At 38.7% G+C, this 22,948-nt stretch carries 19 protein-coding genes; 12 read left to right on the top strand and 7 right to left on the bottom strand.

All coding sequences use genetic code 11. The annotated features are described in order from the left end of the window. Positions 1-9: 9 nt before the first annotated feature. The 3 genes from E4F24_RS03020 to E4F24_RS03010 all read right to left on the bottom strand — a co-directional run bounded on the left by E4F24_RS03020 (position 10) and on the right by E4F24_RS03010 (position 3,972). Positions 10-1,437, bottom strand: a complete 1,428-nt coding sequence (locus E4F24_RS03020; protein ID WP_140937113.1) for an L-serine ammonia-lyase — start codon at positions 1,435-1,437, stop codon at positions 10-12. A gap of 201 nt (positions 1,438-1,638) precedes the next feature. Further along, positions 1,639-3,342 (bottom strand): glycoside hydrolase family 3 protein, encoded by a 1,704-nt coding sequence (locus tag E4F24_RS03015; protein WP_140937112.1) that lies wholly within the window; start codon positions 3,340-3,342, stop codon positions 1,639-1,641. Between the two features lie 99 nt (positions 3,343-3,441). Continuing rightward, positions 3,442-3,972, bottom strand: coding sequence for a TetR/AcrR family transcriptional regulator (locus tag E4F24_RS03010; protein WP_235891141.1), 531 nt, complete (start codon positions 3,970-3,972; stop codon positions 3,442-3,444). 198 nt (positions 3,973-4,170) lie between these two features. Between E4F24_RS03010 and E4F24_RS03005 the strand changes: the two genes are divergently transcribed. Next, positions 4,171-6,930: a TonB-dependent receptor gene (locus E4F24_RS03005; protein WP_140937110.1), complete on the top strand. Its 2,760-nt coding sequence runs from the start codon at positions 4,171-4,173 to the stop codon at positions 6,928-6,930. A 1-nt stretch (position 6,931) separates the two neighbouring features. Here the strand turns inward: E4F24_RS03005 and E4F24_RS03000 are convergent, their stop codons facing one another. Both E4F24_RS03000 and E4F24_RS02995 read right to left on the bottom strand, forming a co-directional pair. Further along, entirely contained in the window at positions 6,932-7,603 is a 672-nt protein-coding gene (locus E4F24_RS03000; RefSeq protein WP_140937109.1) for a response regulator transcription factor, read from the bottom strand. Then, positions 7,600-9,000, bottom strand: a complete 1,401-nt coding sequence (locus E4F24_RS02995; protein WP_181182347.1) for a sensor histidine kinase — start codon at positions 8,998-9,000, stop codon at positions 7,600-7,602. Before E4F24_RS02995 ends, E4F24_RS03000 begins: the two co-directional genes overlap by 4 nt. Positions 9,001-9,231: 231 nt before the next feature. Here E4F24_RS02995 and E4F24_RS02990 point away from each other — a divergent pair, with 231 nt between their 5' ends. Next, entirely contained in the window at positions 9,232-10,515 is a 1,284-nt protein-coding gene (locus tag E4F24_RS02990; RefSeq protein ID WP_181182346.1) for a DUF4270 family protein, read from the top strand. A 3-nt stretch (positions 10,516-10,518) separates the two neighbouring features. Further along, positions 10,519-11,532 (top strand): Kelch repeat-containing protein, encoded by a 1,014-nt coding sequence (locus E4F24_RS02985; protein WP_140937106.1) that lies wholly within the window; start codon positions 10,519-10,521, stop codon positions 11,530-11,532. A gap of 81 nt (positions 11,533-11,613) precedes the next feature. On the opposite strand, the gene E4F24_RS02980 is transcribed toward E4F24_RS02985, so the two are convergent. Then, entirely contained in the window at positions 11,614-12,606 is a 993-nt protein-coding gene (locus tag E4F24_RS02980; RefSeq protein ID WP_140937105.1) for an aspartate-semialdehyde dehydrogenase, read from the bottom strand. A 294-nt stretch (positions 12,607-12,900) separates the two neighbouring features. Between E4F24_RS02980 and E4F24_RS02975 the strand changes: the two genes are divergently transcribed. The 6 genes from E4F24_RS02975 (at position 12,901) to E4F24_RS02950 (ending at position 19,406) form a co-directional block, all read left to right on the top strand. Then, positions 12,901-14,589 carry a lamin tail domain-containing protein gene (locus E4F24_RS02975; RefSeq protein ID WP_140937104.1) on the top strand — a complete coding sequence of 563 codons (1,689 nt, stop codon included), beginning with the start codon at positions 12,901-12,903 and terminating at the stop codon, positions 14,587-14,589. 170 nt (positions 14,590-14,759) lie between these two features. Next, positions 14,760-15,707 carry an NAD-dependent epimerase/dehydratase family protein gene (locus tag E4F24_RS02970; RefSeq protein WP_140937103.1) on the top strand — a complete coding sequence of 316 codons (948 nt, stop codon included), beginning with the start codon at positions 14,760-14,762 and terminating at the stop codon, positions 15,705-15,707. A 4-nt stretch (positions 15,708-15,711) separates the two neighbouring features. After that, positions 15,712-16,437: a YebC/PmpR family DNA-binding transcriptional regulator gene (locus E4F24_RS02965; protein WP_140937102.1), complete on the top strand. Its 726-nt coding sequence runs from the start codon at positions 15,712-15,714 to the stop codon at positions 16,435-16,437. Between the two features lie 170 nt (positions 16,438-16,607). Continuing rightward, positions 16,608-17,147 (top strand): hypothetical protein, encoded by a 540-nt coding sequence (locus tag E4F24_RS02960; protein ID WP_140937101.1) that lies wholly within the window; start codon positions 16,608-16,610, stop codon positions 17,145-17,147. Between the two features lie 13 nt (positions 17,148-17,160). Further along, a complete protein-coding gene (locus E4F24_RS02955; protein ID WP_140937100.1) occupies positions 17,161-17,904 on the top strand; it encodes a DeoR/GlpR family DNA-binding transcription regulator in 744 nt (247 codons plus the stop codon). Positions 17,905-17,942: 38 nt separating this feature from the next. Further along, positions 17,943-19,406, top strand: a complete 1,464-nt coding sequence (locus E4F24_RS02950) for a lipopolysaccharide biosynthesis protein (protein ID WP_140937099.1) — start codon at positions 17,943-17,945, stop codon at positions 19,404-19,406. On the opposite strand, the gene E4F24_RS02945 is transcribed toward E4F24_RS02950, so the two are convergent. Further along, a complete protein-coding gene (locus E4F24_RS02945; protein ID WP_140937098.1) occupies positions 19,387-20,562 on the bottom strand; it encodes a glycosyltransferase family 4 protein in 1,176 nt (391 codons plus the stop codon). The two genes, E4F24_RS02950 and E4F24_RS02945, sit on opposite strands and share 20 nt — an antisense overlap. Before the next feature lie 70 nt (positions 20,563-20,632). Here E4F24_RS02945 and E4F24_RS02940 point away from each other — a divergent pair, with 70 nt between their 5' ends. From E4F24_RS02940 to lhgO, 3 genes are all read left to right on the top strand, one after another. Continuing rightward, on the top strand, positions 20,633-21,385 hold the full coding sequence (locus E4F24_RS02940) for a glycosyltransferase family 2 protein (RefSeq protein ID WP_140937097.1): 753 nt from the start codon (positions 20,633-20,635) through the stop codon (positions 21,383-21,385). After that, positions 21,366-21,602: a DUF3820 family protein gene (locus E4F24_RS02935; protein ID WP_140937096.1), complete on the top strand. Its 237-nt coding sequence runs from the start codon at positions 21,366-21,368 to the stop codon at positions 21,600-21,602. Before E4F24_RS02940 ends, E4F24_RS02935 begins: the two co-directional genes overlap by 20 nt. 145 nt (positions 21,603-21,747) lie before the next feature. Further along, positions 21,748-22,944 (top strand): L-2-hydroxyglutarate oxidase, encoded by a 1,197-nt coding sequence (gene lhgO / locus E4F24_RS02930; protein WP_216629124.1) that lies wholly within the window; start codon positions 21,748-21,750, stop codon positions 22,942-22,944. Positions 22,945-22,948 lie beyond the last annotated feature (4 nt).

Raw genomic sequence — 22,948 nt, 5'->3', positions numbered from 1 at the left:
TTTACCCCACTAACATTCCGGCAAACTCAACGGAACCTTAATAGCCAATCCACCATCAGCCGTTTCTTTGTACTTTACATTCATATCTTGCGCCGTATCCCACATGGTGCTTACGACTGCATCTAAACTTACCTTTGCCTTATCAGGATTGGACTGCAACGCCAACTGAGCCGCTGTAATCGCTTTTATGGCCCCCATCGTGTTACGCTCAATGCAAGGTATCTGTACTAAACCACCAATAGGGTCACAGGTTAAACCCAGGTGGTGTTCCATTGCGATCTCCGCCGCCATCAGCACTTGCCGTTGTGAACCACCCAAACATTCTGTCAGCGCACCTGCTGCCATGGCCGAAGAAACTCCGATCTCGGCTTGACAGCCTCCCATCGCTGCAGAAATCGTAGCGCCCTTCTTGAAAATAGAGCCTATCTCTGAAGCTGTTGCAATGAATTGTATAATTTTATTCTCGTCATACGCATCATAAAATGTAATATAATATTGTAAGACAGCAGGGATTACACCGGCAGCCCCATTAGTAGGCGCAGTAACTACCCTTCCAAAAGACGCATTCTCTTCATTCACCGCCAGAGCAAAACAACTAACGCAATCCAATATATAACCAAAATCCTTGCCTCCTTCACGGATGGCTTTCATCCAGGTATCATAGCTGTCGTAAGGTCTGTCTTTTGTAATCCGCTTACTCAGTTTAGCCGCCCGACGTTCCACGTTCAAGCCGCCCGGGAGGATCCCCGAACTATGACATCCTTTATAAATACACTCTTTTATCGTATTAAAAATCTGCAAAACACCTGCCCGTGTATCTTCCTCGGGTCTCCATGCTAATTCGTTTTCGAGAACGAGCTCCGATATTTTCAATCCGGTCTTCATGCACCACACCATGAGCTCTTGTGCCGTATCTACCGGAAAAGGTAAATCTATCTCCGATAACACGCTCTGAGAGTCATTTTCTTGGATAACGAAGCCCCCGCCTATGGAATAATAGGTTTCGGAAATCGCTTTACCATCTTTCAAAAATGCCTGAAAGGTCAGTGCATTAGGATGAAATGGCAGACTTTCATGATATAGAAACAAGAGATGATCGACATAGGAAAAGTCAATTTGGTGCTCCCCTGCTAATAACAGTGTCTTGCTGGACCTGATCTGCTCGATTTTAGGCATCACCTGAGACACCTCAAATGTAACCGGATCATCTCCACTAAGACCAAGTAGCACCGCAATATCTGTTCCGTGACCCACACCTGTTTTCGCCAAGGATCCGTAAAGCAAGACATTCACTTGCTCTACATTCTCTAACATGTTTTTGTCTTTCAAAACCTTTATAAATCGCTGTGCCGCCCGCCAAGGTCCTAACGTGTGTGAACTGGAAGGTCCGATACCGATTTTGAACATGTCAAATATGGAAATTTGTTCTTTAGCCATTCTCGTTTTTAAGTTTCACAAAACTAATGAGAATAAACCAAACAAATAATTGTTCTTGAAAAAACCTTTATAATTTAGCAGTGGTATCTGCTATCATAGAAAACTGATGCGGAGGTTCTCGATGACCCCATCGGGAAACATCACACAAAAAAAGTCAGCTCCACGAGCCAACCCTTTGATCCAATATACACACACATTCTTTTATAAGCCCTTTCCGTACGAAAATGCTTTATTGACAGTCACAGGCAACTTACCGCTAGGTTTTAACTGTTGCAAAATGACTTTCAATGCTGCTCGCTGCATAAAACCTTCATTTTGGTAGGCAAGCAAAATTGCACTGCTTCTATCTATCTTTACAGCGTTTAGCGCATAAGGATTGGTAAACATAACGGTAATCGTACGTCTACCTGCTATTCTATCGACAAATTTCTTTATCGGTTCGGTGATAGGCAGTTCATTTCTAGGCCGTAAACGATCATCATGAATCGCTACTACAATTTGTGTATGCCGCCTTATATCTTTAATCAATCGCTTGAGTTGCTCATCAGATTCTTCCCCTGTAATATAGTAATTGGTCACATCGGAAAGTTGAAAGCCCAGTCCCTTCTCAAATTCTTGCGCAGACTTAATTCCAACACTCACTACCGCAGTACTTTTTTTAGTATCAAACGACTGAATGCGTTTATTAGACTTCAATAACGTAACGGAAGCATCGGCCATACGCTGAATAAGCGATTGGGTAGAAGCTCTGTTCAAATCACTTACCAGACCGTTTGTATTTACAGGCCGGTAATTATTCAATCCCAGCCAATATTTTGAAGCCAAGACTTTTTTGACTCTCGCATCAATATCAGACTGTCTGATGCGTCCGCTTTTGATTGCTTGTTCTACTAAGTCGATAGCCCGTGCGCTATTTTCAGATATTTCCAACAGATCATGCCCTGCTTCGATCGCCATTACATCCGCTTCACCATTCGGAAAGAATTTCTTGACTCCTTTCATATCCATAGCATCTGTAACCGTAAGGCCGTTAAAGCCCAGTTCGTTACGAAGAACACCGGTAACAACTTTTTTAGAAATGGAGGAAGGGATATTGGGTGTCGCATCCATAGCAGGAATATGCATGTGCGCAACCATAACAGCCGGAGCTCCACTCTGTATCAATTCGCGGAACGGGAACATTTCTAAGGTATCCAAACGTGTTTTCGAAAAATTCAATTGGGGAAGGTCATAGTGCGAATCGACATCGGTATCGCCATGCCCCGGAAAGTGTTTAATCGACGCAATAATACCCCCATCGACCATACCGTCCATATATGCTTTCGCTTTACGCGCTACGTTGTGCTTGTTGTCACCGAAGGAACGGAAACCAATGACCGGATTGTTGGGATTATTATTGATATCCACTACAGGCGCAAAATTAAAATGCATTCCGATTCGTAAAAAGTCTTTGGCCACCTCACGTCCCATTTCATATAAAAGATTATCATGCTGCATAGCGCCCAATGTCATCTGATACGGAAACGAAAGTGTGGAATCCGGTAAACGCATTCCTACCCCCCATTCACCATCAAATGTAATCAACAAAGGAACCTTCGCAAGCTTTTGATAGGTGTTATACATGTTAGCGTGACGTACCGGTCCACCTTGGAACACAACTAGCCCTCCCAGCTGCTCTTTTTGGATTACCTGTGCCACAGAATCAATATATTTCTGTCCCAGATTAGTATGTGCCCTCACTAAAAACAGTTGCGCAATCCGTTCTTTCGGAGACAATGTATTAAAAACGGAATCTACCCATTGGTGGTGTTGATTAATAAACGGAACAAAATCAGGCTTCTTCTGCGCATTGACGTTCATGAGAAACAGCAACGTAAATACGTGTGTTAAAATTATTTTAAACATATAGTCAATAGTTTATGAGACGAAGAAACACATTATAATTGCATTTTATAAATTTTTGTGCGCCATTTTTTATACACAACGCACAAAAACGTAAAACCATTAAAGGAGATTATATTTTTTTTCCAATAATTTGGCAATAACTAAAGAATTATCGATTTCTCCACAGGCTTCTTTCTTCCAAAGCATATCAATAATCAACAATAAATATTGGGTTTCCAATGCTGGATTTTCGTACCCCAATTCCACAAAAGCACGGTGAATAATCGGTTGGACAGGCTTCATAAACTGATCGTGCTGCTGCTTAGAGAATGGAATGTGCGATAATCGTTCCTGCAGTTTCCAAAATAGTGGTTCTTCGGCAACCAATTTACTCGGCAAAAAAATCATATTTTTCAGAAAATCTTTTGCACTTTTATACGTCATCATACCTTTGTGGTATTGCAATACGCGTCGATACCCCGATTTTATTAAGTGAGCCAAAAGCGCATCTTTATTACCGAAATGCTTAAAGATTAGTGCTTCAGAAACACCGGCCGCCGCAGAAATCTCTTTTGTCGACGTGTCTACATAACCCTTCTCTGCAAATAGACCTAACGCCTTCACCATAATCTTTTCTTTACGACTCAACATCGATTCCTTCATTTTACAAAATACGCTTATTCTTACAAACTTAGATAACTTACCGTTTTTTCACAACAAAAACTATCGATCCAATCCAACGATGAGGTATTATCGATAGGTATTAAAGTGGAGAATTGTATCATTTTCATGATAATGAGACTAACTAACAAAGATTTAGCTATAATTACATTCACAAATTACTAACCTGTGAATACAGTTAAACTAAATGTAAAAAGGTTGATTTTTGTGCTGTTGTTATTTTGCAATGTAACTGCTTCGGCACAGCAAAATATTTCTGGCAATATTATCGACAAAACAACATCTGTACCACTTGAAGGCGTAACGATCCGAGTCATCAATACACAGGATTCGTCTACGATTTTTGCTACCACAAATAAAAGTGGTATTTTTACGATTGCAAATGTAAAAAAGGGAAATTATCTTGTAGAGACCAATTTTATAGGCTTTAAAACCGAGAGAAGAACAGCGATAGTCGAAGCAAAACCTCAATATTTATGGTTTCGATTAGAACCGGCAGAGATTGAAATAGAAGAAGTAGAGATAACTGTTCCACAGGCTGTAGTACTCAAGGGAGACACCATGGAATTCGATGCGAGAAACTATGCCACACGCGAATTTGCAGATGCAGATGAACTGGTAGCCCAAATCCCGGGGGTACAGATGGATGAAGAGGGTAATGTCACCGCACATGGAGAACAAGTGACAAAAATAATAGTAGACGGAAAAGAATTCTTTTCTACGGATCCCCGGATAGCGTTAAAAACCCTTCCTGCAGAAATCATTTCAAAGATTCAAATAATAGACGAAAAATCAGAACAGGCACGATTTTCCGGTTTTGACGATGGAAGCAGAAATAAAGTCATCAACATTGTCACTAAACCCGATCGACGTCACGGATACTTTGGAAAAGCAAATGGAGGGAAAGGCGATGGTAATAAATTTGGCATTTCAACGAACCTGAACAGCTTTAATGGTGATAATAAAATTGCCATAAATGTGATGGCTAACAACATCAATGAGACCAACTTTTCCGAACAAGGCCGCGGAGGCGGACGCCGAGGGAATAACAACACCGAAAGAGGGCTATCAGATACCTATGCTGCAGCGATTAACTTCAACAATATCTACCTGGAAAAGAAATTGGAGATCAGTGCTGATTATAAAATCGAATCAATAGCAACCGAAACCAATACATTCTCAAACACCGAATACCTATCTGACTCAAGGGCCAATCAATTCAGGGAGCAAAATCAATATTCAGATCAAAGAAATACAGAACACAAAGCGAATTCCAGAATCCGCTGGGAAATTGATTCCACAAACAGAATTGACTTTTCACCTACCCTCTCCTTCACGAAATCAAATCGTATCAACGACTCTTATAGTCTTACGACACGGAATAAAGATGACTTAATCAATCAGTCTGACCGTTTGGGTGACAATGAAAACAGCAATTTTTCGATAGGCGCTAATCTTACCCTTATGCATCGGTTCAAAAAAAACGGAAGATCCATTTCGTTGAACCTAAACGGAAACGCCAATACGAATGATGCAGCAGGATTGAACCTTGCAACCACCGAATATTATCGGGATGCACTATTAAGTCGCATCGACACGAATAACAATAAAAGCATCACCAATGGATACGGTTCCGGATTCAATAACAGGATATCTTACACCGAGAATATTTCTATGCGGAGCCGTCTGCAGATAAACTACAATTTTAGAAACACCTCGAATTACTCGGATAGGGAAACATTCGAATTCTTAACCGAAACTGCCCAATTAGGTGAATTACGCGACAGACTGTCGAACGAATTCAGAAACGACTTCCAATACCATAGCGCAGGATTATCCTACTCTTATAATAGGAGGGATTCTCTACGCATCCAGGCGGGTCTTAATTATCAACACGGAATACGGATAAATGAACGAACTGTTCCCATTAATTTGCAGACAGAGGCAAACTTTGGCAGCTTCTTACCGGAATTCACAGCGGTTTACAATTTCACAAAGGCCAAAAGTCTGGAATTCAACTATAACACCGCTACCAATACACCATCCATCAACCAGCTGCAGGATTTTGTGAACAATCAAAACGAGCTGCGGATTACAAATGGTAATCCAAATTTGGAGCAGGAATACAACCATAGATTACGTTTACAGTACAAGGATGTAAACAGAGAATCGGGGCGGAGCCTGACGACTAATGTTGAATTGAATTACACCAACAATAAAATCATAGAATCCAGGTTAATGACAGATAGTATGATCGTTCTTTTCCCGGGAGGAGGGCTGGAGGATGATATTATATTAGAGGCTGGCGGACAGTATACCGCTCCCGAAAATATAGACGGTGCATACACATTCCGCCTACGCAACAGTTATGGCCTGCCGATAAAGAAACTCAAGCTTAACCTTAACCTCAATACCAATTTATTCTACAACAATGACTACGCCATTATAAATGATGAGCTCCTTAACAGCACCAGATATGGGTTTAGTCAGGAGGTCGGGTTTAATACAAACTTCAGTAAATTGTATATCTTTCGTTTAAATTACAACATCAATGCCACGTATAACAACAATCCGATGACGGAAAGAGGCACATATAATGTATATGTACATCGGGTGAATGGAAGCACTACTGTCGAGTTATTCAAAAAATGGGTTGTAGCATCAAACCTAATGTACCTGTACAACAGTGGTATTTTAGGCTCCGAGGGGATAGTTACCAGTATATGGAATGCTTCATTGGGTTACAAATTATTTAAAAAACAGAATGGTGAACTAGCGATCAAGGGTTTTGATTTACTGAATAATGCGCAAAACATAAATCGTAACGTAAGCACGACTTCTATCTCCAACGTAACGTCGAATACCCTAAACAGGTATTTCTTATTGTCTTTTACGTATAACCTGAGACACTTTGGGGGCAGAAGATAAACTACCCAATATTTAACATATATCCTATTCCTCTCACATTCGATATTTTAATTCGTTCATCTTTGGACAAATATTTTCGTATGCGGCTAATAAAAACATCCAGACTTCTACCTGTAAAGTACGTATCATCATTCCAGTACGCTTTAATAATTTCATCACGGGGCACCACCGTATCTTTATGTTCGAAAAGTCGTCTTAACAATTCGCACTCCCGAAAAGACAACTTTTCCTTTTCTTGACCGTAGGATAGCAAATTCTTGGTTGTATCTAGCACATAATCGCCAATTATATATACTTGATGAACACCGATTTTCCGTCTTCTCACCAAAGATTCTATACGTACAATCAGCTCTTCTATCTTAAAGGGCTTTCGGACATAATCATTTGCACCATGCTTAAAGCCCTGTACAACATCCTCTACCTGGGTCATCGCAGATAAAAAAAGGATAGGAATTTGAGGATCAAGCTTTCTGATCTCCGTGGCAACGGTAAAACCATCCATCAGCGGCATCATGATATCCAACACCACAATATCCGGCTTTACTTTCTTAAAAGCCGACAGTGCTTCTTGACCATTCTCACGATGACGAACAGAGAATCCCTGATCTTCTAAACTATCCGTAACGATCATAGCTAAACTTTGTTCGTCCTCTACATACAAAACATCTATCATGCGTTTGATTTAGTTAAAATGATTATAAACGTTGTACCTTTTTCTAAAGCACTTTCTACTTCTATAAAACCGTGATGCTGATCAATCACTTGTTTCACATAGGCCAACCCTAATCCAAATCCCTTAACAGAATACAGATTCCCGACAGGAACTCTAAAAAACCGATCGAATATATTCTTATGGTAAATTGGTGCAATTCCCAACCCATTATCTTTAATTCTAATTTCAATATTCTTGGACTGCTCAACGATTGAAATAGTTATATCCACATGCTCAGCCGAATATTTAACCGCATTGTCAATTAAATTCGTGATTACATTTTTAATATGAGCTTCATCGGCATCAATCAATACCAGCGGAGATGTTGACGTTAGGCTAAATTGTACATCCTTCTGCAAACCGATCTTCGCAGTTTCTATACAAGAATTTATCAATTTAATGACATCAAAATTGGCAAATTCCAGCTTAACCCCATTGTCACCGTTCATATCAAAATGCAATACACGTTCTATCATTTGTGAAAGGTGATCCAATTCTCTTCGTGAGAGATCAAGGTATTTCTCCATTCGTACACTATCATCTTTAGCACCGTAACGCTGTACCGCCTCTATTGCTGCCATCACAGTGGCAACAGGTGTCTTTAGTTCATGTGTCATATTATTGACAAATGTCTTATGCATAAGTGCTAACTTATTCTGTCTATTAATCGTCCACAGCAAATAGATAAAACTTCCGAACAATGCTAATACCAATACCATAGAGAGCATTAACTGCCAGCCCATCTTTACAAGAATATAGGCATTTGGATCGTCAATTTTAGCAATTAAAAACTCATTATTATGAGAATTAATCAATATAGGCCGAGTAGTTAAATTCCCGGATTCATCTGTACGGATCTGCGCATGTACAGAATGCCGAGGTAAGGAGTCCAATATTTCCAGCTCGATGTTTACCGGAACGGATATATTCTTCGATTTTAGAACCTCGTCCATCAATACATTCATTTGTCGCAATGTGGTATCATTAAACTCGATATTCTGCAACATAAAAGAAGGGAAAATTTGGGACGGCTCTTCCCGATCAGCGGTACGGACGCGCTTACGCTCAAAAGTTTTGCGTCTCTCCCTTCCCAAAGAATCCAAAACGGCAGATAGCTTCTCTTTATTCAGTTCAGGGTATAATTCAACAATGCGAGTGATGAAGCGATTTTCATGCTGTTTATTATTGCGTACGCGCATTTCGCGAAAACCTTCTTCATGGTCATCATAATACGTCTGAATAACATTAAACAAACTCCTCTCAATATCAGACACGACAAGCTCTTGCCTGCTTTTGTAGCTCCCGAATAACCAGATCGACAATACCACGATAATTCCTACCAATGTGAGGACTATCATCAGCATTAGTATTTTATACTTATTTAACATTATTAAAACAAATTTAAATTGTTAGATTTGCATCACGCATGATAATTACCACATTTAACATATTATAACACATATTAACAGTTGGTAATCTTTACATTTGCATGTCAATAAATAAATATGAGGCAATTATTACTTTTTAAATATATATATTTCACTTTTTCATCGCTTATAATTATTACACTGGGGAGTTGTGACAAAGACATGAGTGTTTCTCTGGGTAATACGAATGAAGATTTCGGAATTACAGTTGTAGATTCTATCACCGTAAATGCTTCAACTTTTCAGATGAGTAATCTGCCTTCAGCTACAACAGGTACTATACTGGTAGGAAAAGCTTCACAAGAAGAAACGGGATCAACAAAATCAACATCGTACTTTAAACTTGCTTTTACAAATTTCACAAACGATATCCCTACCAATGCGGTGTTTGATTCTATTAATCTTGTAATTAAGCCGAAAACAAATAGATACTTTTATGGCGACACTACCGTTGCACAAAAAATAACAGTACACCGGCTTACAGAAGCATTAGAAACAAAAAATATCAATTCAACTGTTAACGGAAATATCACTCCAATTTTTGTAACCGGAGCGACAATCTTCTCGGATCAAAAATTCGATTATGCCCCTTCACCACTTGGATCATTAACTTTCACTCCTTCTATAAGATCTATGGATACCTTAAGCATTAAACTAAATAATGCCTTGGGAAGTGAAATCTTCAATATGATCGTATCCAATGATCTGAATGTAGCTTCAAACGAAGCTTTTCAGCAATATCTTAAAGGGCTTGTGCTTGTACCAGATGACCAGAACACTGTTATTTTGGGATTTAGTGATACAGTAGCTGTTAATATTAACTATTCATATATCGGGAATGACGGATTTAACAAACATGGTATAAAAAGGATCACTACAGGAGACAGAACATTCCAGTTCAACAATATTGAATACGATCGTACGAATACACCGTTTGCGGCCCTAAATGCCTCCAACAAAGAAATAAAAAGTAGCCAAACTAACGGACAGGTATTTCTTCAAGCGGGCACAGGTGTTGTAGCAAAACTAGACATTCCTGCGTTAAAAGAATTCATGAACGAACCCAATATTTCAATTAATAAAGCTCAACTCATTGTAGAAACGACTGGAGAGATTATTTTTAATCCCTTTCCAAACCCGTCATCAGTGATGCTTTTAATCGCGAATGACAATGGTATTCCTTTCGCTTTTGTACGTACTCCTTTCTCCCCCACCATTCAACAAGTTCCCTACCTGAATGGAAATTCTATAGGGAGAAATGCAAGGTATGTATTTGATTTAATTGAATACATCAACACGGTTAATAGCGTGGAGAGCTCCAATACCTCTTTATTTCTGACTTCATCTACGCCAAATCTGTTTAGCACAACAAATATGGCATTGATAGCCACAGAAAATAATTCACCAAAAATTAAATTAAACATTGTATATACTAAATTTAAATAATTTATGAACAAGAAAAATTGGCTATTCTTATTTTTAGCCTGTACTATTGCTTTCACATCTTTGAATTCTTGCAAGAAAAGTGACGACACAGATTCTACGGATAATGGCCCTACTGAATGGAAAAGATCAGCTGTTTTTGGAGGTGATCCAAGAAATCAAGCCGCAACATTTACAATCAATGATCAGGCATTCGTAGTAGGCGGTCTTTTAAGAACCAACACCATATTAAGTGACACCTGGTCGTTTAACGGATCAGAATGGGAAGAAATAGCAACTAACTTCTCTGGAGACGCTCGTCGTAGCGCAGTGGGTTTTGCTGTAGATGGAAAAGGATATGTAGGACTAGGATATAATGGTACGGCGGCATTAAAAGACTTTCACAGATATGATCCAGTGACTAAAACTTGGGAACAGGTAGCCGACTTCCCGGGAGAAGCTCGTTTCGGTGCAGTAGCTTTCGCATTGGGTAATTACGCGTATGTTGGCTTAGGGATGACTCCTACAGATAAAACGTTCAGTGATTTTTACAGATATGACCCAAGTAACGATTCTTGGACATCGATAAAAGTTCCTTTTACGTATAAAAAATCCCATGCTTTTGCATTTGTTATTGGAAATAAAGCTTACGTTGGGGGTGGTATCAGCAACAACCAGTATCCTGAAGAATTCCATTCCTATGACGGATCAGATTGGGCTACACTTAACCCTATCCGAAGAGATGATAGTCAGCATACGTATGACCTGACACGTCAGAATGCGGCTACATTTGTTATCGGAAACTACGGTTATGTTGTAGGTGGTCAAAAAGGTTCGGTATTGGGCAATGTATGGAAATACGATCCTTCGTCAGATTCATGGACAGACAAGCATCAAGCACTTACCTCTGCCGGCGCCTCAGCTAGAGAATCAGCGGTTGGTTTCTCTATTAACGGTAAAGGTTATATCACCACAGGTGGCACAAGTAGCAGCAATAGCTCCAGGTTTGATGACACTTGGGAATTTATTTCAGCAAGGTAAAAGAAGTAAACCTAATACTTATAAAAAAAGCTAGTGCAAATAATTTGCACTAGCTTTTTTTTATTCAAGTAATTTAAATCTTTATCCGATTAAACTTTTCTTCACCAATAACTCCGCCACTTGAACAGCATTCGTTGCAGCTCCTTTTCTAAGGTTATCTGCTACGATCCAAAGATTAACCGTTTTAGGTTGTGATTCATCGCGACGAATACGTCCCACAAAAACTTCGTCCCTGCCATGTGCGTCTCTCGGCATAGGATACTCCAAATTTGCTGGATTATCTACAATAAGAACACCGTCTTGTGCGGCAATAACGCTGCGCAATTCATCTAAATCAAATTCGTTGTCAAATTCAATATTTACAGATTCCGAATGACCTCCTACTACAGGTATCCGCACTGTGGTAGCCGTTACCTTAATGGAGTCGTCTTGCATAATCTTGTTTGTCTCTTTGATCATCTTCATTTCCTCTTTTGTATACCCATTCTCTTGGAATACATCAATCTGAGGAATGACGTTCATGTCGATTTGATACGGGTATGCTTTTTCTCCTTCGATCCCTGCACGTTCATCATTCAATTGTTGTACCGCTTTTACACCCGTACCTGTTACAGATTGATAAGTAGACACTACTACACGCTTAATTTTATATCTATCGTGCAAAGGCTTAAGTACAACCACCATCTGTATTGTTGAACAATTTGGATTGGCAATAATTTTGTCTGTAGCAGTCAATATATCTCCATTCACTTCCGGAACAATTAATTTTTTGGAAGGATCCATACGCCAAGCTGAAGAATTATCAATTACCGTAATTCCTGCTGCTGCAAATAATGGAGCATATTCTGTAGAAGTACCACCGCCCGCAGAGAATAATGCAACGTCCGGTTTTAATGCAATAGCTTCTGCTGGTGTTACTACCTTATACTTCTTCCCCTTAAATTCAATTTCCTTTCCCTTACTCCGCTCTGATGCTACTGGAATTAATTCTGTTACCGGGAAATTACGTTCCGCTAATACTGCTAACATTTCTGACCCGACAAGCCCTGTCGCGCCCACTACAGCTACTTTCATAGTACTTAATTTACTTATAATATATTAAAATTTTGCTTGATTAACCGCCCCTCTAAACTTTAGTTGTCAAACATAGTAAATAATGACGAGCATTTTATACAATCCTTAAAATTTTTACACTAAATCCTCATTATTTTAAAAAAATCACAAAAAAACACAACTTAATTTACGAAAAATCACAACCCGACTACTAATTTGAGAAACACCAATTTCATCCATCATTTGGCAAACCAAGAACGATTAGGTATATTTACATTATCTCTATGGCTAACCAATTATAAGATTGAATCATAAATGATATTTTTAGAGAATATTTTTTTTCTTCGTTTAAAATGGATGTTAATACTGCTTGCACTGTTTTACAGGACTGACATAAAATCTCAATCCAACACGCTAATTATAAACGAAATAATGGCCAACCCCTCAACTAGCGAACTTCCTAATTACGAATATATCGAGCTGCTTAACATCGGGAACAAGACCATAAATCTTCTCCATTACACATTATCAATATCAAATACAACAATAGCACTACCGGAATATCTTTTATCCCCTAATCAATACGTACTATTGTGCAACCAAGCCGCCCAACCATTTTATGAAAAGTTTGGGAATAGTTTGGCTATAAGCAAATGGCCGGCCCTCGCCAATAGCGGAACCAGCGTTACCTTAGCAGGAGAAAACAATATAGATCAAGTGAATTATACAGACAGTTGGTATAAAAATACTACCAAAAAAAATGGCGGATGGAGTCTCGAACGCATTAATACCAATTTCCCCTGCAACTTTGCCTTAAGCTGGAAAGCATCTGAAGCTCCTGCTGGTGGCACCCCATGTAAACCTAACTCCGTAGCCGACCGATCTTATGTTCCCGAGATTGAAATTATATCATCAAAAATAGAAAGCAATACGATCACATTAACCTTCAATATTCCAAAAAATTATCTGGAAAATTTAGAAAAAGATCTATTTATGGTGGATAATAACATCGGAACACCCACAAAAATAGAATGGAAAAACGACACAGACAGTCTATTACTAATTTTCCAGTCTGCTTTTGCCGAATCTTTTGATTATACACTTACCTTATCCCCTTTTAGTTGGTGTGGAAATAATTATTCCTCTGAAAAAAAACAATATTTATTTATACAAGGAGATATTGCTTTTAATGATGTTATTATTAATGAAATCCTTTTTAACCCCAAAAACAACGGAGTAGATTTCGTAGAGATATATAATCAATCCAATAATATTATAAATCTTCAAAACTGGAAACTGGGAAACCGTACCATAACGACAAACCGTCTATTGTTCAATCCACAGCAGTATCTGGTCCTTACAACCGATAAAAACAACATTCTCAAAAATTATCCATCCGCTCTATCTGAAAATATTGTAGAGACAACAAGCCTCCCCCCTTATCCCAATGAGCAGGGAAACGTCACACTTTTTTCTGACCGTATTTTAGTAGATTCACTATACTATTCCTCTAATATGCATCAATCATTCTTAACGAACGTAAAAGGTATATCGCTTGAAAGACAATCCTTTTATGTACCTACAAATAGTCCTCAAAACTTTGTATCCGCATCGACACTGGTCGGTGGAGCAACGCCTGGCTACGCTAATTCAACAAATGTGGATAACTTTTTCCAAAAAAACCATGTGTATTTAACCACGAAAACCATATCTCCTGATAACGACAATTTTGAAGATTATCTGGAAATAAGATATGAATTATTAACTTCAAACATGATGCTTAATGTCACCATATTTGACGATCAAGGACGGCAAATCAACCGATTGATTCGTCACCAAAGTACAAGTAATTCCGGAAAAATACAATGGGACGGAACATCCGAAAACGGACAGGTTGCTCCTTCGGGATTCTATATTTACCACGTAGAAACATACGACACAAAAGGGAACTACGAAGTGTACCGTGGAGGTTTTGTGCTAACTCACAAATCACTCAGCTATTAACAAAAACGCAATAAAAGACATATCTTTGCTGCAATGAAACCTGCATACAGCTGCTGCTCAAAAAAGAAACTGAACGAAACAAACTCTTGAACGCCATTGGGAGCAAACAAGCAGTGAATAAATAAAACAGCGCATGCAAGCTTCATCATTTTTAAAAAGTATTTATTTAGATGAAAGAAACAATTATTATTCTTGGTGCTAACGGCCAAATTGGGACGGAATTAGCAGTAGCTTTAAGAAAAAAATTTGGGAGCCAACAGGTTATTACTTCAGATATACGTGAGCCGCAAACTTTAGGCGAAAATGAAATCTTCGAGTCTGCTAACGTTCTCGACAAAGAAGGACTCCAGTCACTTTTTCTGAAATATAAGCCTACTCAAATCTATTTACTAGCCGCGATGCTGTCGGCGACAGGCGAACAATACCCTCAAAAAGCCTGGGACCTTAATATGAATGGATTGCTGAACATATTAGATCTGGCAGTTGAATTGGGTATAAAAAAGATTTTTTGGCCGAGTTCAATAGCGGTTTTTGGGCCTCACTCTCCTAAAAAAGATACACCCCAGTATTGTGTCATGGATCCCAACAGTATTTATGGTATTTCTAAATTGGCTGGTGAACGACTTAGCGAATATTACCACAACAAACATGGCTTAGATATACGCAGCATTCGCTATCCAGGTATTATTTCATGGAAAACTCAACCTGGAGGCGGAACCACCGATTATGCGGTTCATATATTCTTTGAAGCGCTACGAACTGGAAAATATGAATGCTTCTTGTCAGAAGACACCGCATTACCGATGATGTATATGGAAGATGCAGTACGTGCCACTATACAGCTCATGGATGCTCCGGCAGAGAATTTAACAATCCGCTCCAGTTATAATCTGGCCGGTGTAAGTTTCACCCCTCGTGAGATTGCGGAAGAAATTAAAAAAATTCTTCCTAATTTTGAAATGTCTTATAAAGAGGGAGACCCTCGCCAAGCAATTGCCAATTCATGGCCCCAAAGTATCGAAGACGATTATGCACGTAAAGATTGGAATTGGGAACTAGAATTTGATTTGGCATCTATGGCAAAAGACATGATCGATAATCTTAAAACAAACGGATAACAAAATGGGTAGAGCCTTTGAATTTAGAAAAGAAAGAAAATTTAAACGCTGGGCTAAAATGGCAGTTCAGTTCACACGTCTAGGTAAAGAGATTGCAATTGCGGTGAAAGAAGGTGGGCCACATGCAGAAAATAATTCCCGTCTACGTACCGCTATTCAAAATGCCAAAGCAGTAAACATGCCTAAAGATCGCGTTGAAGCCGCGATAAAAAGAGCTTCTGAAAAGGATTCAAAAGGCTACGAAGAATTTGTTTATGAAGGATACGGCCCTCATGGAGTACCCGTATTAATCGAAACTGCAACCGATAACACCAATCGTACGGTTGCTAATATCCGAAGCTATTTCACCAAGGCGGGAGGATCCCTAGGCAAAACAGGATCTTTGGATTTCATCTTTCAACGCAAATCCATGTTTCGCTTTCCTGCAGCTGATGAATTAGATGTAGAAGAATTAGAATTGGAGTTGATTGATGCCGGATTAGAAGAACTATATGTGGAATCTGATGAAGAAGGAAACGATGTAGTCGTTGTACAAACTTCTTTCGAAGACTTCGGCAATATGCAAAAATTGCTGGAAGAAAAAGGAATAGAAGTAAGTTCTGCAAAATTGGAGCGAGTTTCCCTAACTCATTCCTCCCTGACAGAAGAACAAGCCGCAGATGTACTAAAACTGATCGATAAGATTGAAGATGATGATGATGTGCAGGCGGTATATCATAATATGGATTAAAAATTTGATCCTAGTCAGCGTAAAAAAGAAAAAGAGGGATTTTTAGACCCTCTTTTTCTTTTTTACATATTCCTCAATAGCCCAAAAGACCCCTCAATCAATTTTAATCGTTGCTGCCGAACATTAATCATGTGAGTTTTAATTGTCTTTTCAATTCGTTACATTTGTGAATGCTGACCTTTGAAGATTTTTTTGTTAAGAAAAAAATTGATTTGAATGCTTTAAAGCAATCTAATTTACCGCTTTATGAAGAATTCAAAAGCCATTATAATGCTATGGGCGAAAAAAGTTTTGATCATAGCAAGAAATTTTGGTTCAACAAACTCAGAAAAAGCTATAGATTACAAGAAGTAGAAAGTGCTAAGCTAATAAACACCCCTCCTACATCTGCAATGCAACCTGATATGAAAAAGGGAGGTGAAAGCCCTGTATTAGTGCCTAAAACTACCACCCCTGCATCTAAAACATTAGCTTCTGCAACGGAGCCGATTAACGAGGAACAAAAAGTTAAAAAGCCGACGGGTTTCAAGCCCCGGTTCAAAGCAGGCACAACTAAATCGGATACCACCGAGGAGAATAGGGAACAAAAACCTGAAGATAAGGCTACCGAAGAAACTCCTGCCGCAAGTAAACCTGCAGGTTTCAAGCCCCGGTTCAAAGCAGCCATAACTAAATCGGATACCACCGATACAAAAAAAAACAATCGATAATAAACACATTCTCATGCTTAAAGAAGAAAGACAAGCTTATATCCTTCATCAGATAAATCTGCACAATAAAGTGCTCTCATCAGATCTAAGTGTCCAACTAAATGTCTCTGAAGATACTATTCGAAGAGATCTGAATGAATTGGCAGAAAACGGACAAGTCATCAAAGTATATGGAGGAGCGCTGTCAAAATCTTTTCAATTCCCGTTCCAGGAGGGAAATGTGTATGCAAAAGAAGGAAGGAAAGAAATTGCAAGCAAAGCACTGTCGCTGATAACAAATGGCATGACTGTTTTAGTTGGAGGTGGTACAACAATGATAGAATTAGCCCGTCTTATCCCGAATGACATCCAATGCACGTTCTTTACAATCAGTCCGCTAGTAGCACTAGAATTGGCGGAAAAAGAGAACATTGAAGTCATTCTAATTGGTGGTAAGTTGTCTAGAAATACGAATATCGTCACCGGTTCGCAAGTGATAAACGAACTGGCAGACATACGTGTTGATCTCTGTTTATTAGGAACGAACAGTCTTTCTGTAGAAGAAGGCATTACAGATTCAGATTGGGAAGTTGCACAAATCAAACGTGCGATGATCAAATGTTCTAAATATGTTGCAATTTTAAGTATTGCAGAAAAATTGAATTCCAATCAAAAGATGCGCGTAGCATCTCTTAAAGATATAAGCTATTTAGTTACTGATTTACCATCTTCTGATAAGTCATTGAAAGAATTTGAAAAGTACTTGTCCGTTATATAGCAACAGAATTTTCTAATGGAGAGTTTATTATTTAGACCGTGAAGGAAAAAGAATATTCGCTAAAGAAAAAGACGCTAAAAAATTTTTTTTGGAGTGGCTCAAGCAATTTAGTCCTTCAGATTCTAACTTTAGCTTTCGGGGTCTTCTTATCTCGGATTCTTTCTCCAACAGAGTACGGAATTGTAGGGATGTTGACTATTTTCACATTAGTTGCCACCTCAATTCAAGAATCCGGATTTTTGACCGCATTAATCAATCGGAAAGCAATTGACGAAAAAGATTACAATTCCATATTTTGGTTCAATATTTCTTTTGGCACATTCCTTTATCTTTCGCTTTATTTCCTTGCGCCTACTATCGCCGTTTTTTTTGATGAGCCGAGACTCGTCTCCTTAGCGCGATACTGTTTTACTACCATCCTATTTTCCAGCTTCTCGGTTGCTCAAAATGCATATTTACTCAAAAATCAACAAATAAAGCATCGTGCGATCGCTGCAGTAGTCGGATCCGTTATATCCAATGCTGCCGGGATTACACTGGCGCTGCTCGGCTACAGTTATTGGGCGTTCGCAAGTATCAACGTCGTGTACCAATTTATCGTCATGCTGTTATTTTGGTACTATTCCCCCTTTAGGCCCACCTTCACATTCAGTTTAGCACCCATCAAAGAAATGGCACCGTTCAGCTTGAATATATTAGCCACTAACATCGTAAGCCAGATCAGCAATAATATTTTTGCCCCCTTATTGGGAAAGTTTTATAACACCATCGATGTAGGGAACTACACACAGGGAAATAAATGGTCGACAACAAGCCAGTCCGTGATCTCGGGAATGCTCCAAAACATAACGCAGGTTCTATTATCCGAGGTCAAAGAATCCAAAGAGCGGCATAATCGGATATTTATCAAGTTAGTGGATTTCACCTGTTTCATCGCCTTTCCCTGCATGTTTATATTATCACTCTGTGCCCAGGATTTTATTGTAATTTTGATTACCGAGAAATGGATTGAAAGTGCCGCATTTTTACAATTCCTTACCTTGGTATCTCCTTTTCTAATCGTATCGATCTTATACACACAGCTAATATTAAGCAGCGGAAACTCGGCCATTTACCGAACAATAACCATTTCTCTTTGTTTATTACAGATCGCTCTCCAATTGGTAATTTACCCTTATGGCATATTGACAATGATCACGGGCTACGCTGTCCTCAATATAATTTGGTTATTGATTTGGCAATACTATGTTTGCAAAATCACTTCAATTCCATATTTCCTTCTATTCAACATTGTCGGAAAGTACAGCTTAATAATGGCCGGCACTATATTAGCGACTCACTTTATCACCTTAAATATCGACCTGCTATATCTTCGTTTTACCGCCAAAATTCTCATCGCAGGTAGTATGTACGTCGGAATAATGTATCTATTAAAAGCCGATGCGCTAAAAGAGGGGTTGGAACTATTAAAAACAAAAAAGATTAACCAAAAACATCCTTAATCGTCGTCATACATATCGCACTGTATTTCAAGTACTCCTGAGCCATTTTCGTTGCCCCTAGTTTCATCTTGGCATATACTGCAGGTTCATCTAAGATCTTTTTTAATTGTCTCGCTATTTCATCGGCATCAATGTCGTCTTTATCCAGGATCACCATATTATCATACTGATTCAAATAGCTGGGATCTTGTTCACCACTGTTACCAACAATGAGCGGCAAATCCATTCCTATACACTGTTGCCACATGACAGACTGGCTGGCTGGAAACACAGCCATATCAGCCGCATACATGTAAGTCAATGTCTTTTCACTATTTAGCCATCCTAAAAAATGAGTGTTGTCATTAGCGATAGCCTGCAATTCCTTCTCATATTGATCATCTTCTGAAGAAGATTTGCCGAATAATACCAAATGAATACGTGGATCATTCAACGAGTTTACAGCCTTCAACAAAAGCTCTGTCCTCTTTTCTCGCGTAAATTTTCCTCCGCTCACAATAAGAAAATCATTGCTCCGAACGCCCAATTTTTCACGAATTTCCGACCGGCTTACTGCCTCTTTAATACGCTCTGCTTCCACCTCATCGTACCCTAAAGGCAACACCTTCATCCGCTCCATAGGTATGCCATAAATTTCATTCAAAAATTTTGCACTATTCGGCACAATCGGATATATCTTTGATAAATAAGATAGATATTTTTTTAAATAGTATTTACGAAAAACACCGTGAAGTAAATGGACAGATTTCCATGATTGCCCAATATTGGAGTAATCTGCATGATAGTCCATAATCATACGAGCCGAAGAGTTACGTTTCAAATAAGGAATAGCCTGATGCATATTAAAAGAAACGCCATGAAAATAAATTAAATCAGGCAGTATATTTTCTATTCTTCCCTTTATATTTTCAAATACTTTCAATATATCTTTGTACTTTACGACGTATCGCGTCCGATAAATTGTGGCATATAAATCGGTTTCTATATACGACTTCACTGCCCCATCGTAGTTATCATTTATATAATCAAAAATATTACCAAATGTACTGGAAACAATATGAACTTCATGACCTGACAAATGATAATATTTTGCCATCATATTATCTTGATATTGCTGTCCGATACCATAGAAATCACATATCATTAATATTTTCATAACTCCTTATTAAAATTATTTTCTCTTACACGTCTTAAATCTCTTTTTTACTCTCTATTTTTACGCCGTGATGGAAAATACAAAAATATCAATTATTACCATTGTTTATAACAATGTTCGAGATATTGAATATACAATACGATCTGTACTCGGGCAGACTTATAAAAATATTGAATATATTATTGTAGATGGTGAATCTACAGATGGCACAATAGAGATCATCAAACAATACGAAGATCAGGTATCTAAAATCATTTCTGAAAAGGATACGGGCATTTATGATGCCATGAACAAGGGATTACAAATTGCCACGGGCGACTATGTTATGTTTTTGAATTCAGGAGACGAGCTATTTGATTTAAATACGATCGAACAAATTGTAGAAAAAGGGGATAACGCGGATATCATTTATGGCGAGACTAAACTCATCGATGAACAACGTCATATTGTTGGTAATCGCAGACATGCAGCTCCCAAAACGTTTGATTGGAAATCATTTCGTTATGGCATGAATGTGTGCCACCAAGCGATCTATGTAAAACGGACGATTGCCGAACCCTATGACCAGCAATACCAATTGAGTGCAGATATCGATTGGGTAATACGCGCTGCGAAAAAGGCTAGAACTACAGTAAATATTCATCAATACGTAGCGAAGTATTTGGTAGGTGGTATGTCTCAAAAGAGACATCAACAAAGTCTCAAAGAACGTTACGAAATTCTTAAAAAACACTACGGAACAATTCCGAACATCATAAATCACGGGATCATTGCATTTCGTCTACTCAAACACCGCATCATACATGGCAAAACAAGAGAATGATTTTTTTAATCCTGAATTATTGACAGAGTTAGCCAATTCGAAAATGCCATTTGGCAAATATCAGGGATGGTTACTCTGTCGTTTACCGGAGCCTTATCTAGTTTGGTTTCATAAAAAAGGATTTCCATCTGGAAAACTAGGAATTCAACTCGCTACGCTGTATGAAATCAAACTAAATGGCCTCGAATACCTGTTAATACCGTTAATTAAGAAATAATCGCTCTTACCACGGTACTAAAAAGCAACTTACACTGAAAAATTTATTGTTTTATTCCTTTAACGTTTTATCGGGTTTATATGCTTTTCTTACTATCTTTAACAACTGAAAATGTCTACAAAAAGACGCTAGATCGAAGATTGTAATGATGACTAAGTTCTATGATATTATCGTTGTTGGAGCTGGATTAGTAGGTCTTTCTACAGCCTATCATCTTAAACTGAAATATCCTGACAAATCGTTACTCGTTCTCGAAAAGGAAAATCAGGTTTCAAAGCATCAGTCTGGGAATAATAGCGGTGTGATCCATAGCGGGATTTACTATAGACCTGGAAGTTTAAAGGCTCAAAACTGTATAAACGGATATCATTCACTTATTGCTTTTGCTGACCAATATGATATACCCTATGATATCTGCGGTAAAATAATTGTCGCATCTGACAGTAGTGAATTAACTGCTTTGGAAAACATTTATTCGCGTGGTGTTCAAAATGGGCTGACTACAATCCGTAAATTAAATCAAGAACAATTAGGCGAATATGAACCACATGTAGCAGGTGTAGCGGGGCTACATGCTCCTCAAACGGGAATAATTGATTATCCGGCGATGGCTAAACAACTTCAAATCCTAATTACGGAAGAACTTGGAGGTGATATTAGATTTAGCGAAGAGGTTAGATCGATTAAAACCACGCAGAAGCAATATGCGGTTACGACTTCTAAAGAAGCCTATCTAACGGAAAAGATTGTTACCTGCGCCGGATTACAATCTGATCGGGTTGCTAACCTTACCGGTGATAATAATGATCTACAGATTATTCCATTTCGTGGAGAATATTACAAGCTCAGACCTGAAAAGGAATACCTTGTGAATAACCTTATTTATCCGGTACCCAATCCTGAGTTTCCTTTTTTAGGTGTACACTTCACAAGGATGATAAACGGGGGAGTAGAGGCCGGACCAAATGCCGTATTAGCTTTTAAAAGAGAAGGATATAAGTTCTCTGATATCAACCTGACCGATTTGTCCCAAACGCTGACCTGGCCGGGATTTTGGAAAATTGTAATGAAATATGGCAAGACAGGAATGATGGAGATGTACCGCTCGTTATCTAAATCCTCGTTTACAAAATCCCTTCAAAAATTAATTCCTGAAGTTCAGGAGAAAGATTTGATAGATGGCGGAGCCGGAGTAAGGGCACAGGCTTGTGACCGAAACGGGAACCTCATAGATGATTTCAACATGACCGAAGGGAACAATATTATACACGTTAGAAACGCGCCGTCACCCGCAGCAACATCCTGCTTATCAATCGGTAAACTAATCAGCGAGAAAATATAACCCT

It is taken from the genome of Sphingobacterium lumbrici (assembly GCF_006476045.1).
Taxonomy (GTDB): Bacteria; Bacteroidota; Bacteroidia; order Sphingobacteriales; family Sphingobacteriaceae; genus Sphingobacterium; species Sphingobacterium lumbrici.
Note: the sequence above shows the minus strand (reverse complement) of the source record. Positions and strands in the feature narration are given on the sequence as shown.